Origin of the sequence: Micromonospora qiuiae (assembly GCF_016863555.1) — a bacterium.
Lineage (GTDB): Bacteria > Actinomycetota > Actinomycetes > Mycobacteriales > Micromonosporaceae > Micromonospora > Micromonospora qiuiae.
Map to the genome: position 1 here is coordinate 1 of NZ_BOPC01000076.1, position 14,928 is coordinate 14,928.

Below are 14,928 nucleotides of genomic sequence, written 5' to 3' on the forward strand. Positions count from 1 at the left end.
TCACAGCTCACCATGTTCACGTTCGGCTCACCGGCATGCTCGCCAAGGTTCGCTGGCACCGACGACACCGGCTCACCGGCGGCCAGCCGCAGGTCCACCTCCGACAGCCGGCGGGGCTCCTCACGCGACCGTGTGGTCCGTTACGAGCGCGGGACATCGCCCAGATGGTCGCCTGCGGGACTGCTGACATCGGCAGGGTCAGGGCTGGCCCGCTGCGGAGACGTCTCGTAGGAAATAAATTCGAGTAGGCTTCCGTCTGGATCGCGAAAGTAGACGCTCGTCCCCATCCCGCCGGCACCGAACCGGCGAACGGGTCCTGTTTCCACCGCAATCCTGTGTCTTCGCAGGTGTGCCACCGCGGCCTCGATCGGCCCCTCCCAGACGAAGCAGATATCACTGTTGCCGGGGCGAACGGGAAGACGGGCAACGTTGCCCGCGAGATCCATGCCCGGGCCATGGACGCTCAATTGGTTGGGACCGATTCGGAACGCAACGCGGTCGCCACCAACGTCGATCACCTCGGCACCGACGACCTCTCGGTAAAAGTCAGTGGAGACCCGCCAATCCGAGACGCCAATAACGGCGTGGTCCAGTCGAGTCACGCGCGCCATGACCCGATCTTACTTCACGATGCTGCACTCTTAGGTTCTAATGCTCGCGTGGTTCACTGTCGCGTATGGCATGGCGAAGAACTCGGCTGACGGCAGCGATGCCGGCGGTGGTCTCCGTCGTCACCTGGCGGTAACTGCCGATGGCAGCCGCGCCGGTTGCGATGTCCGACCTGCTGCTGGCCCTGGTCTACCTGGGTCCGGACGGTCAGGTGTACTGGGCGCGGCGGCTCCAAGGGTAGTTGGCGGATCTCCTCGTCCTGCGTCGGGCAGCCCGGCGCAGGACCGAAGCCAGAGACCTGTTGTGCGACACGCAGACCGACATCGCGAAGGCGGGCTCGAATGGCTGCCCGCCAAGGTCCGGGTGCCGGCCGCACCGTGCGGCGCGATCGCCCGCAGGGGTGGTCTCCCGTGGCGAGGGACAGGTGATGGCCGCTGCCGATACGCTGGGCCGGTCCGACCAACGGGCGCACACTGGTTCGGTGGCGCACTCCTAGGAAATCGACGGACATTGTCGACGTACCGCGTACGGGGGCGGAGCGTGGAGATTTCGTGTGAGTTGCTCAGGCTGGCATCGTGTCGCCAGGGCGCGACCGTCGCCCCCCTCTCCCTCCCAAATGGCCCGGAGAGTAGCCAGCAACCTGGTATTCGATAGCTGGGAGCATCGGATGCACTTCCGTCTACTTGGACCGCTGCGGGTCTCCACGGCTGCCGACGACGAGGTATGGATCGGCCGTCCGAAGCTTCGCCTCCTGCTGGTCCTTCTCTTGACCAGGGCCAACACCTCGGTTCCGATGGACACTCTGGTGGATGACCTGTGGGGGGCGAATCCGCCGGAGTCGGCCTTGTCGAATCTGCGTACGTATGTGTGGTCGCTGCGTCGGCTGTTGGCGCCGGCCGATCCGGCGACCGCGCCGATCAGCACGGATTCGTCTGGGTACATGATCGGTGTGTCGCCGGAGCGCCTGGACATGCTGACGTTCGAACGGTTGATCGCCGACGGCGCCGATGCACGCCGGCTGGGTGATCTCGAGCTGGTGGCCAGGCGGCTCGAACAGGCACTGAAGTTGTGGCGCGGGGCGGCGTTCGAAGGCATTCAACACACGAGCGACATGCTCGCCGCCACGGCACAGCGCCTGGAAGAACAGCGGCTCGCCGCGGTGGAGGAACTTTTCGACGCCCGCCTCGGGCTCGGGCGGCATGCCGAGGCGATCGCGGAGCTTCAGGGCTGGATCGTTCAGTATCCATTGCGGGAGCGGCTGTGGGAGCAGCTGATGCTGGCGCTCTATCGCCACGGGCGGCAGGCTGATGCGCTCGCCGCGTATCAGCAGCTACGGACGCGCCTGGTTGAGGAGATCGGGGTGGAGCCGAGCCAGCCGCTGCGGATGCTGCAAGCCCGGATCCTGCGATCGGATCCGGCGCTGGCGCCGCCGGCCGGCGTGGCCACGGTGGTATCTCCGGTGAATGGTGGGCTGATACCGCGGCAGCTACCGCTGGATGTCCCGACATTCGTTGGCCGAAAGGGTGAACTGGCCACGCTGGGCGAGTTGCTCGACCCGGACAACGGCAGCGGACATGGTTCGGTCGTGATCATCCACGGCCCTCCTGGCGTGGGCAAGTCTGCGCTGGCCGTGCACGCAGTTGAACCATGGGCCAGTCGCTTCCCGGACGGGCAACTGTATGTGAATCTCCGTGGGGCGACGCCAGGCGTCGAGCCGCTCTCTCCCGGCGAGGGCTTGGGCCGGTTCCTGCGAGCGCTGGGGGTTCCCGCAGCGGAGGTGCCGCACGACATCGAGGAGGCGGCCGGGCTCTACCGCACCCTGGTGGCCGCTCGACGGATGGTGATCCTTTTGGACAACGCCGCGACGGCGGATCAGGTGCGTCCGCTGCTGCCGGGCACGTCCCGTACCGCCGTGCTCGTCACCAGCCGTGCCGGCCTGACCGCCCTCGAAGGCGCCACCCACGTGGGTCTCGGCCCACTCGATCCGGACGCCTCGCGGGCAATGCTCGAACGCCTGATCGGCGATGCCCGTGCGGCGGACGACCCACCGGCCACCGCCCGACTCGTCGAGCTCTGTGATCGCATGCCGCTCGGGCTGCACGTGGCCGCCGCCCGGCTGAAGACCAGGCCTACCTGGGCCGTCCGGGATCTGGTGGAGCGCCTGACCGATGAGCAGCATCGGCTCAGCGAACTGGCTTCCGGTGTTCTCGCGGTGCGCAGCAGCCTGGGGGTGAGCTACGCGGCCCTGGCGCGAAGCGACGATCCGGGTGACCGGGCAGCGGCCCGCGCGCTGTGCCTGATTGGGCTGATGCCGGTAACCGACATCGACTCCCACACCGCAGCCGCCCTGCTCGACACATCGCCGGCCGAGGCGGATCGGGTCATCGAACGCCTGCTGGACGCCCATCTGGTCGAGGCGGTCGAGCCCGATCGCTACCGGATTCACGATCTGGTGCGGCTGTTCGCCCGAGAGGTGGCCGCCAGCACCGTCGCAGGCGGTGACGCCACCGCAGTGATCAGCAGACTGCTCAGCTACTACCTCGTCACCGCCCGCGACGCGACCCGGCTGCTGTATCCGTACCGCACGCACTATCCGGTGCCCGACGTGCCCATGACGCCGAAGCCGTTCACCGGAGCTGACGAGGCACGCCGGTGGTTGGAGGCGGAACGGGTGAACCTGCTGGCGGCGGCCCGCCAGTCGTGGCGTGGCCCGGACGAGCACGCCCGGCTCGGTATCGGGCTGGCGCTGACGCTGCACTGGTTCCTCCTCCTGAAAGGCTATTCCTGCGACATGTTCGAACTGAACGAGCAGGCCATCAGCCTGGCGCGGCAGGTGGGTGACCGGCGTTCGGAGGCGTATGCCAACGGCAGCATCAGTGGCGCCTACGTGGCTGTCGGGCGCCCCGAGAAGGCCGAGGCGCACATCGCGACGGAGCTGTCCATCTGCCGGGACATCGGTGACCGCTTCGGCGAGCAACGGGCGCTGGGTAACCTCGGGCTCAGCTACCTCATGCGGGACCGCCCCGAGGAGGCGATCGCGTATCTGGAGCAGCAGTTGACGGTGGCCCAGCAGATCGGCGCTACGGTCGGCGAAGTTTACGCCTTGAAATCCCTGGGCCGGGCGTACCATCAACTTGGCCGGCACGAGGAAGCGATCCGCTTCGTCGAGAAGGCCCTGGCCTGGTACGACGAGACCGGCGACGACTATCCCGGCTCCGGGGCGCTCACGCGGCTGGGCCTGATCTACATCGATCTCGGCTGCCTGGACCGGGCTGCGGAGCTGCTGGCCCGCGCCGTTGAACGCGCGCGCCGGATCCGATACCGGCAGGGCGAGGCGCTGGCCCTGGTCGCCCTGGCCCGCGCCTCGCGGCTGCTCGGCGCCATCGACAAGGCGGCCAGCTACGTCGAGGAAGCGGCCGCGATCACGGAAGCGCTGGGTATGACGCGGGTGCGGGCCTTGGCGGACATCGAGCACGCAGCAGTTCTCGACGCCGTCGACGGACAACGCGGGTAGCCCATGGCGCGGTGGAACGCCCTGCCGGCAGCCGCATAGGCGGTCATTCTCAGGATCATCTCGGACGAACTCGTCCTGTGTATGCGGCGTAGACGGAGCGTGTACGACCATCCATGAGACTTGGCGAATGGGTGGGGTATGCACAGACCACACGCCGGCCAGCCGGGCTGCCTGTCGACACGAACGCCCCCGGCCGGTGGTGGTCACAGAAGGGAACAAACATCGGGTGACGAACGTGGATCCAGACGCTGCCCGGGACAGCGCCGAGTACGTGCGGCTGCTTCGGCTACGCCGCGAGGCGGCTGGTGTGTCGTACCGACAGTTGGCTCTTCGTGCGCGGCAGTGCGCTCGCTCGCTGCCGCCGAGCACGGTCGCCACTATGCTGAATCGGTCCACTTTGCCCAGCCGTGACCTGGTCGCGACGTACATCCGGGCCTGCGGCGGCACCGATGCGGAAGTGGCCGCGTGGCTGGCGACACGAACGCGGATCGCAATGTCGGCCAACACCTGGCACCAGAGTCCGCCGGGCGTGGCCAGGATGCGCGGGCCCAGCAGCGCCACGATGTCCATCGAGCCGGTACTGCCGCGCCAGCTTCCGCCCGCAACCGCCAACCTGGTCGGCCGGCGACATCGGATCGCCGAGCTGGACGCCGCGATCATCGGTCCCGGACCCGGGCTGATCGTCGTCACCGGCGCGCCCGGCGTGGGCAAGACAGCGCTGGCGGTGCACTGGGCGCACCGGGTCAGCCCTCGGTTTCCGGATGGCCAGTTTTACGTCGATCTCCGTGGATGCAGCCCGTGCGCCTCTTCGGCGACGCAGGTCGCGCTCGTCCAACTGCTCGTCGCGCTCGGTGTGCCGGCCGGCCGGATACCCGCAGACGAACAGCAGGCCGTCGGCCTGTTCCGGTCGGTGGTCGCGGATCGGCGAGTCCTCCTGCTATTGGACGGGGCGGTTTCGGCCGAGCAGGTACGGCTGCTGCGCCCCGGCGGACCGGGTACCTGCACGGTGGTCACCAGTCGGGACAGCCTCGTCGGACTCGCCGTGCACGACAATGGCCGGTTGGTCGAGGTACCACCGCTGGCACAGAGGCACGCGGTCCAGCTACTGTCGCAGATCGCCGGTGAACGGAGGGTCGCGGCCGAGTTGGAGGCGGCTGGCGTGCTGGTCGAGCTCTGCGACCGCCTGCCGCTGGCGTTGCGGATCGCCGCCGTTGGGCTCGGCTCCGGCACGGCGGCTCCGCTCGCCGACCTCGTTGCCCGGATGCGCGCCAACGGGCCACTCGCCGCGCTGGCCCTACACAGCGACCCGGAGGCCGGGCTCGAGGCATGCTTCGCACCCTCCTACCACCGCTTGGACAACGCCTCGAAGCGGGTGTTCCGGCTGCTCGGGGCGCTTCCCGCGGCTGGGGTCACTGCGTTGGCCGCGGCTACCGCCCTGTCGGAGGCGGTCGGGTACGCGCAGACCGCGCTGTGCCGGCTCGCGGATGTGCACCTGGTCACCCGCCTCGACGACAACCGCTACCTGATGCCGCACCTGCTCCGCGAGTACGCACGCCAGCTGGCCGTGGGGCCCAGCCCGATTGCCAGAGGTCCGGAATCAGCGGGCGGTGGGCCTCCGGGGAGAATGTTCGTCCTGGAAGGCGCGGGAAATTCGTGACCTCAGGCTGGTGTGGTGTCGAGATACCCCGCCGCCTGGGTGAGGAAGAGGTCGGCATAGCGGCCCCGGGCACGCATGAGTTGGGCGTGGGTACCGTGCTCGATGATCCGGCCGGAATCCAGGACGTAGATGCGGTCGGCGCTGCGGACGCTGGAGAAGCGGTGTGAGATGAGCAGGACGGTACGTCCCGCGAAGAGATGACGGATGCGCACAAAGAGATCGGCTTCGGCTTGGGGGTCCAGAGCGGCGGTGGGCTCGTCGAGAATGACGAATGGGGCATCGCGGTAGAAGGCACGGGCGATGGCGAGTTTCTGCCATTGGCCACCGGAAAGGTCGGTGCCATCGGTGAATTCGCGTCCGAGGAGTGTGCGGTAGCCATTGGGGAGGCTCTCCAGGAGCGTGGCGACGCCAGCGGACTCGGCGGCGCCTCTGATGCGGCTGTGGTGGTGCGGCTCATCGACGCGACCGAAAGCGATGTTGTCGTGGACGGTGAGCTTGTAGCGGACGAAGTCCTGGAACACCACGGCGCAGCCGTGGCGTAGTTGATGCAGGTCGGTGACAGAGCAGTCGTCGCGGATCACCGTTCCTTCAGTGGGCGCGTACAGGCCGGCGAGAAGTTTCGCGAGGGTGGTCTTCCCGGAGCCGTTGGCTCCGACGAGGGCGATGATTTCGCCTTGGTGGAGTGAGATGTCGATGCCGTGGAGCGTGGGGCGGTCGGCGCCCGGGTACGTGAAGGTCAGATCGCGCGCCTGCAGCGCCCTGAACGGGAGTACCGGTTCGGCGGGCCCAGGAAGTGGCTCGACGGCTGCGCCTGCGAAGTTGTGCAGGTCCTTGAGAAAGTAGAGGGACTCCCCCGCGTCGTTGAACATTTGGCTGGCCATTCCCATGCGGCTGGACAGCAACCAGAGCCCGGCCAGGCCTGTGGATGCGGCGGCAAGGGACACCATGCCGACGTTCACTGACGCCCAGACCGAAACGATGACAGCGGCGATCAAAGCGCTGGACAGGAATTTGGCGCGGATCTCGCGTCCGGCATGGGTACGGATCAGTCGGGCCATGCCGTTCAGCTCCTGGGCGTATTCGCTGTCCCAGCGGTTGTGAAGGGTGGCGCCGAGGTTCAGAGCTCGGATTTCCTTGGCCTCGTCCCGGCAGGTGAGCAGCCGCTCCAGGTACTGGCGACGGCGGCGGTTCTCGGCCAGACCGTGGTGCATCGCGTACAGCGCGGTGCGCCGGTCCTTCGCGGCTTTGAACAGCGGCCACGCGGTGAGGGTTGCCAGGGGGAGCAGCCACCAGGCGATGGTGATGAACACGCCCACCACCACCAGCACGGTCAGCGCCACCTGCAGCATCGCGACCAGCATCACGACCACCGTGGCCGGCTTGTGCCGCGAGGCGTGCACCGCGCGCTGTAGCCGGTCGTGGAAGTCCGGGTCTTCGAATTCCCACAGCTCGGTGTGGGAGGCGGTATGTAACACCAGTGAGATGACGTACCGGTCCACCCGATCGGTGAGGATCTGCTGCCGCATCCCACCGAGCGTCTGCAGGATGCCACCTGCCGCACCGAGGGCGACCAGCACCATCACTCCGGAACCCAGCCGCCACAGGTCGCCTCCGGCATCGTCGCTGTCGGCGAGGGTCAACACGTCATCCAGCAGGCCCCGCAGCAACAGCAACGCACTGGCCAGGCCGAACGCGTTGGCCAGTTGAAGCCCCACCACGGTGAGGACCCCGCGCCGGTCCGCCGCCCAGGACATGCGTACGGCATACACCGCCGCCCCGCACATGTCGCGGACGGTGAGCCTGGGCGTCAACGGGTCCACCGCTCGATCCAGGTACGGTGCTCGACGCTGAGAAACGCGGCGTGTTCGGCGTAGTGGAAAGCATGGCCGGCGCCGGGAAGGAGGAGTAGGCGGGCGGTGCCGCCGTTGGCGACGATGGCTTTGTAGAGTTCGACCGATTGTTCGGGCGCGGTGGCGGGATTGGTGTCGTGGGTGCCGTGAGCCAACAGCACCGGCCGATCCAGCTTGTGGGCGAACTCCAGGGCGCTGAAAGCCCGGTAGATGTCCGGGGCCTGCCACAGATGGCGTTTCTCGTGCTGCCAGCCGGTCGGGGTGAGCGTGCGGTTGTAGCAGCCGCTGTGCACGATCGCTGCACGCAGCTCAGGGACATGGGCGAGGGCGTACAGGGCGAGGGTGGCGCTGAAGCTGTGCCCACCCACCAGTATCGGCCCGTCCACGGTGGCCATCGCAGCGCGCACCGTGTCGATGATCTGCCGGTGCAGGGATTCCACCGTGGCGTCGGCCGGCCAGTGCAACGGTAGGTCCAGGTTCGCCACCGCGTGTCCGGTGTCCAGCAGCGGAGGCACTGCCACCCGTTCTCCAGCGTGGGCGTTACGCAGCCACAACACCGTTGCTGGCTCGCCCGGATGGTGTGTGAGAGTGGCCTGGTGGCACCCCGTATCGATGCTGATCCTCGTCGCATGGGTGGGTTCGGGCGCTGGCGTCGCCTCCTGCCGCAGGGGCTCGTGCGGCGCGGGCTCGTGCGGCGCGGGCTCGTGCGGCGCCATCGTGACCGGACGAGGCGAGCCGGAGCCGTCCAGCGATACGGCCAGGCTGGACCAGGACAGCCCGTCCTCCGAGGCGGGGGCGTCCTCGGCGTACTTCAGATAGAGCTCGTCGTCCAAGGCAGCCAGACGCCCCACCACCAGTGGGTCGGTCAACACGGTCGCCGTGCCGGTGACCGGATTCAGCGCGGTGGGCCGGGCGGCGATGAGATCGGCGAGTTCGGCCAGGGTGGGCAGGAACTTCACGTACATCGGACCGGTCGCCTCCAGCGCCACCGGATCCCCGTGTGTCAGCGGGGTTCCTGCCGCTGAAGTCGACGGAACGAGCACCACGAGGCAGTCGCCCACCCAGGCATGGGGAGGCCACGCGTGAGAGGTCGCGGCCCGCACCTGATCGAACACCGTGACCGTCTGGGTGGCGTAGTCGGCCACCCACGGGTGGGCCCGCCGGTCCCGCACCACCAGCCCTGCGACGAGGGGCCGGTCGGGGTGCCAGGCCAGTCGTGCGGGCAGCACGTCGGTAAGGGGTAGGGCCCAACCCGGCGACGTACGGTCTGCGTGGATTTCGATATGGGTCAGCCATGGCCGGTCTACTGCGAGCCCGGCCAGGTCCGGGTCCACCCGCAGATCGCGCCAGGACGTGACGGCCGGGTTCGCCTGCGAGATCGAGGATCTCGCAGGAGCGGTCAGCTGCGCCCACGCGCCCTTCGGTGAGCTGTCCCTCCAGCTGTCAAGCATGTGCGGAAACCACGATCGAGTTGATCAGAGCCTTGACCGAGCCGATTCCGGAGACCGGTTCGCCGACGGGTCTGCCAGCGGCGTCGAGACCCTGCGCGCAGGGCACACCCATCTCCGCCATCGCTGCGGGTGCGGCATCATCGGGTCCGAGCACAGTCTCGGCGACCGCGTCACGGCGGGCCGGTTCCATCCCTGCCAGGAGCTTCTTCAGTGCCCGGCAGGAAGGGCAGGACTCGGAGGTGTAGAGCTGTACGCCGTACACCGCATGGGCGCGTTCCACGATCTGTTCTTCCTTTGCTGCTTCGATCGCGCGGGCTCGATGATCCAGCGCGAGGACCGCACCCGTGATCAGGGCGGTCGCTGCCACCGCGAACACCACGCGCGGCGCTATCTGGATGCCGGGGCCGATCAGTAGGGCGATGACCGCCAGCAGCACGCCGGCGGCGTTCATGAGGACGTGGGTGCGACCTACCGAAGCCAGCCGCGCCAGCCCGAAGCAGGCGCACTTCTGGCCGCGCAGCGCTTGGGCTGCGCCGGCCAGCGCCAGGTATGCCACCAGGCCAGTCACCGCGGCGAGGCGGCCAGGCGCCACGACGAGCAGCACCGCGCCGACCAACTCGGCGGCGGCGACCAGCCGCGGACCGCCGGGCGCCGCCAGCGGACCGCTGCGGATCGGCCAGGACAGTTTCTCGGCCGGCGCTGCCAGCTTCGCCACGCCGGAGGCGACGAGAGGGCCGGCCAGGACCGCCACCAGCAGATCAGCCAACATCGCTGCACACCACCCAACCGGCCACGATCAGAACCTGAGCCAACTGCCCTTCCGGTACGCCGCCAGCCAGCAGATCCTCGATCGCCACCGCCTGCGGCTCATCGCACTCGGCGATTGCCAGATTCACGCCGTTGACCAGAACCGCGCCGCCGTACGGCAATCGGGTCAGAGTCACCTGGGGCGCCAGTTTCAGCCTGCTCATGCTTGACCTCGCATCCAGTGGTCGGTCCAGAGCAACCGCAGCAGGGCCAGGGCGTGCTCGCTCATCTGTCGGGGCTCGCGCAGTGCTGCGGCGACCTGCTCGGCCGCGATCAGGCCTGCCGTCGCCAAAGGGGAATCAGCGACATGCGCCGCCAGTGTGTCCCGCCGTGCAGACAGGTGTTCCGCGGCGGCCAGGCGCAGCCAGTATCCGGGCGCCGCCCGCCGTACACGGGTGACACCATGCGCGTCGATCGCCTGCCACAGCGGCAGGTTGTTCCGGAACATGCCCCGTTCGACCCGGCCGATGTCGTCGGCTGAAAGGGCGGCCACCGCAGCGAGTACCTGCGGGTCGAGGGCGGGCAGCATCGCGTCGGCGTCCCCGCGCTCGGCCAACGCGGCGTCGGCCCTGCCCAACACCGGCGGAAGGGACGTGAGGTGGTCTTCCCACAGCGGAAGGCGCATCTGTCGTGCGATGTCGTACTCCTCCTGGCCGGCTTCGGTCAGACCAGGCAGGAAGTTCGTTCCCGGCGGCACCGGTGGCGGCTGAGCACCCGGCTGCTGCTTCTCCAGAGGGCCCTCACCATCGGTCATGGGCGCATGGACTGTTTGCTCCTCCAGAAGCTTGCGTGCCTCGGCCACTGTGGCCAGGGTCCCGGCCACATGAAACGGCTCGCATTCGAGGAGCTTCTCGTCGCTGATCTCGGCCTCGGGCAGCCGGATCGAGACCAGATCCTCCAGCAGCGCCCCGGTTGCCAGCGGCAGCTCCACCGCCGCGGACAGCCTCGCTACGAGGCGGCGACGCACCTCCACCTCGGGCATCGGGGGTCGTGGTACGTCGGTGGGAGACAGGTGATGATCCAGCAACTCTGCGGCGTCAATCGATACCTGTCGTAGCTGGAGGCCGGGTATCTCGGGCACCGGCAGGTGCGCGAAGGCCTCGCCCAGATCCGCGTGCACCAGGACCGGCCGCTTACCCGCCCGGTACGCCGCCACTGCCAGGAACGCCGAGGAGAGTCCACCGCTGTAGGCGATTCCGAACTCACCGTCGGGCAGCGCCGCACCGACCACGTCGATCAGGTTCCCCTTGGGGCTGGGCAACCCTGGAGCCTGCCGCCCTACCCGCACCCCGGCGGCGTCCACCCGCACCACCGTGCCGACCGTCAGCCGTTGCACCCCAGGCACACCCAGCGCGTCATCCGGCGCCGGTACGCTGCCGTGCATCAGAGCGACCAGATCCCACGTCTCCGGACCGGGAACCGCTGCGCCACCGGCGAGAGCGGTCAGATCCTCGCCCCACTCCAACCCCGAAGGGTCGATCCGGTAATACACCGGCAGCGTCGACGGCAACTCCAGCGCCAATTCAAACGAATCCTTCGAATTGGCGATCCGCAGCCCGGGAACCGCCGCTCCCGGGCCACTCGACCGCACCTTGCGCTTGGTTATCTCAACTCGGTTCATGCCCGAAAAACCTCTAGGTACGTCTCCTTGACAGGAAGGGATGTACTCACCACTTCGCCGTCACACTCCACCCACGCGTAGAACCCGGCCGGCGGTATTGCCGGCACCGTTTCCCGGCCCAGGTGGAACGAGGCCGGGAAACCCAACCGGCGCAGTCCTGCCATCACATACAGCGCATCCTCGACCGGAGCCAGGAACCCGACACTGGTGCGCTGCTCCACCCGCAACGAGGCCACGGCGTCGTCGACCCGCCGCGCCGGGCGGCCCGGCATCACCGGCGGCCACGATTCGATCCGGTACGCCCCCGTGTCGTCCCGTACCGACTCCAGAAACTCACGCGCTTCCATCCGCCCTGTCCCCTCCATCCCCTCGCGTTGCTGTCATGTGTGGGAGTCGCAGCTCGGGCGGCCCTGCCGGATGCAAGGCGGGCAGCATCAGTGCCCGATTCATCTCGATTGCGCTGGGTCGGGCCGCTCATCGAGTGGCCCGACCCAGCTTCCAGTGGATGCTCGGCACCGCTAGAGCCCGTACGGGCCAGCGCCAACGACCAAGGCGAAGACGCCTCAGCCGGGACGGCAGTGACCGTCCGCCTTCCATCCGTCGTACAATCGGCAGTACAGGCCATCACAGCACGCGAACGTGAAGAGGCAGGCACCCCCTTGCCTCGTACATTCCTGCGCCACAGTGGACTGCGACGCAAACATGTGCTGCTGGAGGCTGTTGCTGGCCAACCTACCCACAACAGAAGTCGTGATCATAATTTCACCTCCCTCGGATCGCTTTCATTTATTCGCCGGAGCGAATCTTCAAGAATTAGAGCATGAACGATCACATCGGTCGAGGATCAGCTGTGCCGTCGATTTGACCAGAATCGAATTGACGAGGTCAGCTGGCCTTGCGTTTTTCACCCATGCGGCATGGTCGGCGGGTCAGTGCATTGCCGAGAGGGCTACGCCGGTACAGCACGTGCTTGCCGTCACGCCCCCGGTCGAGAAGCCCGGCCCTGTGCAGGATGCCCAGGTGATGGGAGACGGTGCCGGCCGACAGGTGGTGGCGCCGGGCGAGATCGGCGGTGGTGTGAGTGATGTCGAGATCGGCCAGCAGCGCGGCACGGGTCGCGCCGACAAGCTCCGTGAGGTCCCGCGACACCTGCCGCGGCGGCTGCCGTCCCGACGCGGCGGTGGCTCTCCCGGCAGCGGGAAAGTAGATGGCCACGGTGCCGTCGGGACGGCTGCTCATGAGGACCCGGTCGCTCAGAAAGGCGGAGCCGACACACCACAGCCCCGAGCCGGCGGTGAGCCGGGCGCGTGGCGGGACGTCGACGAGGAGAGTGCCGCCGCTCCAGGCGAGGTGCCGGCTCAGGTCAGCGATGGCCGCCTGCACCCCGTCGGCGGCGAGCAGTCGCGCCCGGTGATCGAACTCCAACTCCAGGTCGGCCCGCAACCCGTCCCAGTACGGGGCCAGGGCAGCCTTCCAGTAGATGCTCAGCTCATCCGCCAGGGTAGCCAGGTAGGCGTGCTCACCGCGGGCGTCCAGCAGGCGGGTGGCCAGCGGCAGAGCGGGGTCGCCGAGGCCCGTTCGCTTCGCCGCCGTGATGGCACAGGCCAACTCCTGCCGGATCGCCCCTGCCGGTGTGGTCACCAGTGCGTGTAGTTCCTCGTCGAGTGAGGACGGGTTGCCGGCCGTCACCGGTAGGAGAAAGTCCGGCAGGTACCCGCCGAGCCCGATGATCTCGCGCAGCAGGCGCGGTCTGCCCGGCGCCAGCCGCCTGCGCGCATCGCTCCACCACCGCTGGATCCACGGTGTCTGGTCGCCGCCGGTGGCCGCCCACAGCGACAAGGTGGCCTCGCTCAGCATCGACCAGCCGAAGCGGACATTTCTGAGCCCTTCGGCGGGAATCTCAACCGCCTGCACCACGCCCGCCCCTCGGGCCGGCCAGCCGGTGAAAGCCGCAGGGCACCGGTTGACCCAGTCTCCGTCGGAGAGGCGAAATAGACATGCGCAACCTCCATGGCACACCCGTCGGCCCAAGCACCCCACCCGGTCGGTAAGGCACCACAAACGGTCCTCGTCCGTTCCGGTGGACACAAGATCGAACGCCGTTCGGAAGGCTTCCGTACATCCCGCCCTCGCAATAGGACGGTGGCCACCTTGGCCCGCGCAGCCACCGGCCGGCCAGCCTGAGCCGCTCTCATCCGGCATCGTCACGCAGGATGCCGCACCTCGTGATCTGCGAACGAGATACCGCAACTCGCGGCCTCAGCGACCCCACACACCCCAACATGCCGCAACTCGCGCCGCTCAGAGGACGAGATACCCCGGCATGCCGCAACTCGCGCCCGCCCGATCGGCCCGAACACCCCGACATCCCGCATCCCGCCCCGCCACCACCCCAGGGACCGGCCTGGACCCCAACCCCGCCACCACCACCTACTGCCGGTCTCTTCAAGCCGAGGGTGTCGATGATCGCGTACGGGCATCAAGTCCGCTTGCTTTCGTCACCGAGGACAGCGGTGCGCCGGGGCAGGGAAACCGGCCATGGGTCGGCCAATCGGAGGGCTTGACCCCGGCGCTCAAGGCGCGGGCGAAAGTACCTAAGCACGTCAGATTCCTCGTCGTTGCCGTGCCCCTAATTTTGGTGGTGCCGGCCGGGGTCTGAACGCCTCGGAGCGGGCCGCTGGGTCGATCCGCCCGACCATCCATGATCAGAGGAGAAACCGTGACCGCCTATGTGATCGCACATCTTCGGGACCCGGAGGAACTCCACCCGCAGGTGCTGGAGTACATGGAGAGGATCCAGGCGACGATGGACCCGTTCTCCGGCCGTTTCATCGTCCACGGCGGGCCGGTGGATGTCCGCGAGGGCCAGTGGCCCGGGAGCGTCGTCATGCTCGAGTTCCCGTCAGCCAGCAACGCGCGGGACTGGTACGAGTCGGCCTCCTACCAGGCGATCCTGCCGCTACGAGCGGACCACCTGGAGGGTGAAGTGATCATCGTCGAGGGTGTCGGGCCCGACCATGATTCGGCCGCGATGGCCGCTGAGCTCAGGAAGGGCTCTGCTGTTCGTCAAACGCCGACGTCGTAGTTGAAGCCGAAGGCGCGCACACCGGTCTCCGTACGGGGCCGGTGGCTCGTCTTCGGCCCGAAGGCGACGTAGGTTCCCGGACCGTGGATGCTGTCGCCTTCGATGACTTCGCCGCTCACGACGAAGTACGCCTCGCCGTATGTCTCGTGGACGTCGAGGTCCGGCCATTCAGTGCCCGGGGCGATGTCGATCACCCATGTCCTGATCCCCGGCATCCCCGGGAGCGCCCGTACGTGGACGCCGGGACCCAGTTCGACCGGCGGAACTTCATCGACGTTCACGGGGAGCATCTGCCCAGGTAGAACAGTTTTCGGAGTGATCATCGAGACAAGAT

General features: G+C 68.0%; 12 protein-coding genes. 3 read left to right on the top strand and 9 right to left on the bottom strand.

What is annotated here, in order from left to right:
* Positions 1 to 140: 140 nt before the first annotated feature.
* Positions 141 to 611: a VOC family protein gene (locus tag Vqi01_RS23615; protein WP_204037037.1), complete on the bottom strand. Its 471-nt coding sequence runs from the start codon at positions 609 to 611 to the stop codon at positions 141 to 143.
* A gap of 665 nt (positions 612 to 1,276) precedes the next feature.
* Here Vqi01_RS23615 and Vqi01_RS23620 point away from each other — a divergent pair.
* Entirely contained in the window at positions 1,277 to 4,123 is a 2,847-nt protein-coding gene (locus Vqi01_RS23620) for an AfsR/SARP family transcriptional regulator (protein ID WP_204037038.1), read from the top strand.
* 235 nt (positions 4,124 to 4,358) lie between these two features.
* The gene (locus Vqi01_RS23625) at positions 4,359 to 5,780 is read left to right on the top strand and encodes a helix-turn-helix domain-containing protein (RefSeq protein WP_204037039.1); all 1,422 of its coding nucleotides are present in this window, start codon (positions 4,359 to 4,361) and stop codon (positions 5,778 to 5,780) included.
* Between the two features lie 2 nt (positions 5,781 to 5,782).
* On the opposite strand, the gene Vqi01_RS23630 is transcribed toward Vqi01_RS23625, so the two are convergent.
* From Vqi01_RS23630 to Vqi01_RS23660, 7 genes are all read right to left on the bottom strand, one after another.
* A complete protein-coding gene (locus Vqi01_RS23630) occupies positions 5,783 to 7,564 on the bottom strand; it encodes an ABC transporter ATP-binding protein (protein WP_443673875.1) in 1,782 nt (593 codons plus the stop codon).
* 23 nt (positions 7,565 to 7,587) lie between these two features.
* Complete coding sequence (locus tag Vqi01_RS23635; protein WP_204037041.1) at positions 7,588 to 9,081, bottom strand: alpha/beta hydrolase family protein; 1,494 nt, start codon at positions 9,079 to 9,081, stop codon at positions 7,588 to 7,590.
* A complete protein-coding gene (locus Vqi01_RS23640) occupies positions 9,074 to 9,850 on the bottom strand; it encodes a hypothetical protein (protein WP_204037042.1) in 777 nt (258 codons plus the stop codon). The genes Vqi01_RS23635 and Vqi01_RS23640 overlap by 8 nt, the downstream gene beginning before the upstream one ends.
* Positions 9,840 to 10,052: an actinodefensin-associated protein B gene (gene adfB, locus Vqi01_RS23645; protein ID WP_204037043.1), complete on the bottom strand. Its 213-nt coding sequence runs from the start codon at positions 10,050 to 10,052 to the stop codon at positions 9,840 to 9,842. The genes Vqi01_RS23640 and adfB overlap by 11 nt, the downstream gene beginning before the upstream one ends.
* Positions 10,049 to 11,509, bottom strand: coding sequence for a hypothetical protein (locus Vqi01_RS23650; protein WP_204037044.1), 1,461 nt, complete (start codon positions 11,507 to 11,509; stop codon positions 10,049 to 10,051). Before Vqi01_RS23650 ends, adfB begins: the two co-directional genes overlap by 4 nt.
* Complete coding sequence (locus Vqi01_RS23655) at positions 11,506 to 11,856, bottom strand: transglutaminase-like domain-containing protein (RefSeq protein ID WP_204037045.1); 351 nt, start codon at positions 11,854 to 11,856, stop codon at positions 11,506 to 11,508. The genes Vqi01_RS23650 and Vqi01_RS23655 overlap by 4 nt, the downstream gene beginning before the upstream one ends.
* 538 nt (positions 11,857 to 12,394) lie before the next feature.
* On the bottom strand, positions 12,395 to 13,426 hold the full coding sequence (locus Vqi01_RS23660) for an ArsR/SmtB family transcription factor (RefSeq protein WP_204037046.1): 1,032 nt from the start codon (positions 13,424 to 13,426) through the stop codon (positions 12,395 to 12,397).
* Between the two features lie 802 nt (positions 13,427 to 14,228).
* Here Vqi01_RS23660 and Vqi01_RS23665 point away from each other — a divergent pair.
* Positions 14,229 to 14,594, top strand: a complete 366-nt coding sequence (locus Vqi01_RS23665) for a DUF1330 domain-containing protein (protein WP_204037047.1) — start codon at positions 14,229 to 14,231, stop codon at positions 14,592 to 14,594.
* Here the strand turns inward: Vqi01_RS23665 and Vqi01_RS23670 are convergent.
* Positions 14,576 to 14,875: a cupin domain-containing protein gene (locus Vqi01_RS23670; protein ID WP_204037048.1), complete on the bottom strand. Its 300-nt coding sequence runs from the start codon at positions 14,873 to 14,875 to the stop codon at positions 14,576 to 14,578. The two genes, Vqi01_RS23665 and Vqi01_RS23670, sit on opposite strands and share 19 nt — an antisense overlap.
* Positions 14,876 to 14,928 lie beyond the last annotated feature (53 nt).

Coding starts and splice junctions, on each gene's coding strand:
- Vqi01_RS23615 (WP_204037037.1), bottom strand. CDS start 611: ATGGCGCGCGTGACTCGACTGGACCACGCCGTTATTGGCGTCTCGGAT.
- Vqi01_RS23620 (WP_204037038.1), top strand. CDS start 1,277: ATGCACTTCCGTCTACTTGGACCGCTGCGGGTCTCCACGGCTGCCGAC.
- Vqi01_RS23630 (WP_443673875.1), bottom strand. CDS start 7,564: ATGTGCGGGGCGGCGGTGTATGCCGTACGCATGTCCTGGGCGGCGGAC.
- Vqi01_RS23635 (WP_204037041.1), bottom strand. CDS start 9,081: ATGCTTGACAGCTGGAGGGACAGCTCACCGAAGGGCGCGTGGGCGCAG.
- Vqi01_RS23640 (WP_204037042.1), bottom strand. CDS start 9,850: ATGTTGGCTGATCTGCTGGTGGCGGTCCTGGCCGGCCCTCTCGTCGCC.
- adfB (WP_204037043.1), bottom strand. CDS start 10,052: ATGAGCAGGCTGAAACTGGCGCCCCAGGTGACTCTGACCCGATTGCCG.
- Vqi01_RS23650 (WP_204037044.1), bottom strand. CDS start 11,509: ATGAACCGAGTTGAGATAACCAAGCGCAAGGTGCGGTCGAGTGGCCCG.
- Vqi01_RS23655 (WP_204037045.1), bottom strand. CDS start 11,856: ATGGAAGCGCGTGAGTTTCTGGAGTCGGTACGGGACGACACGGGGGCG.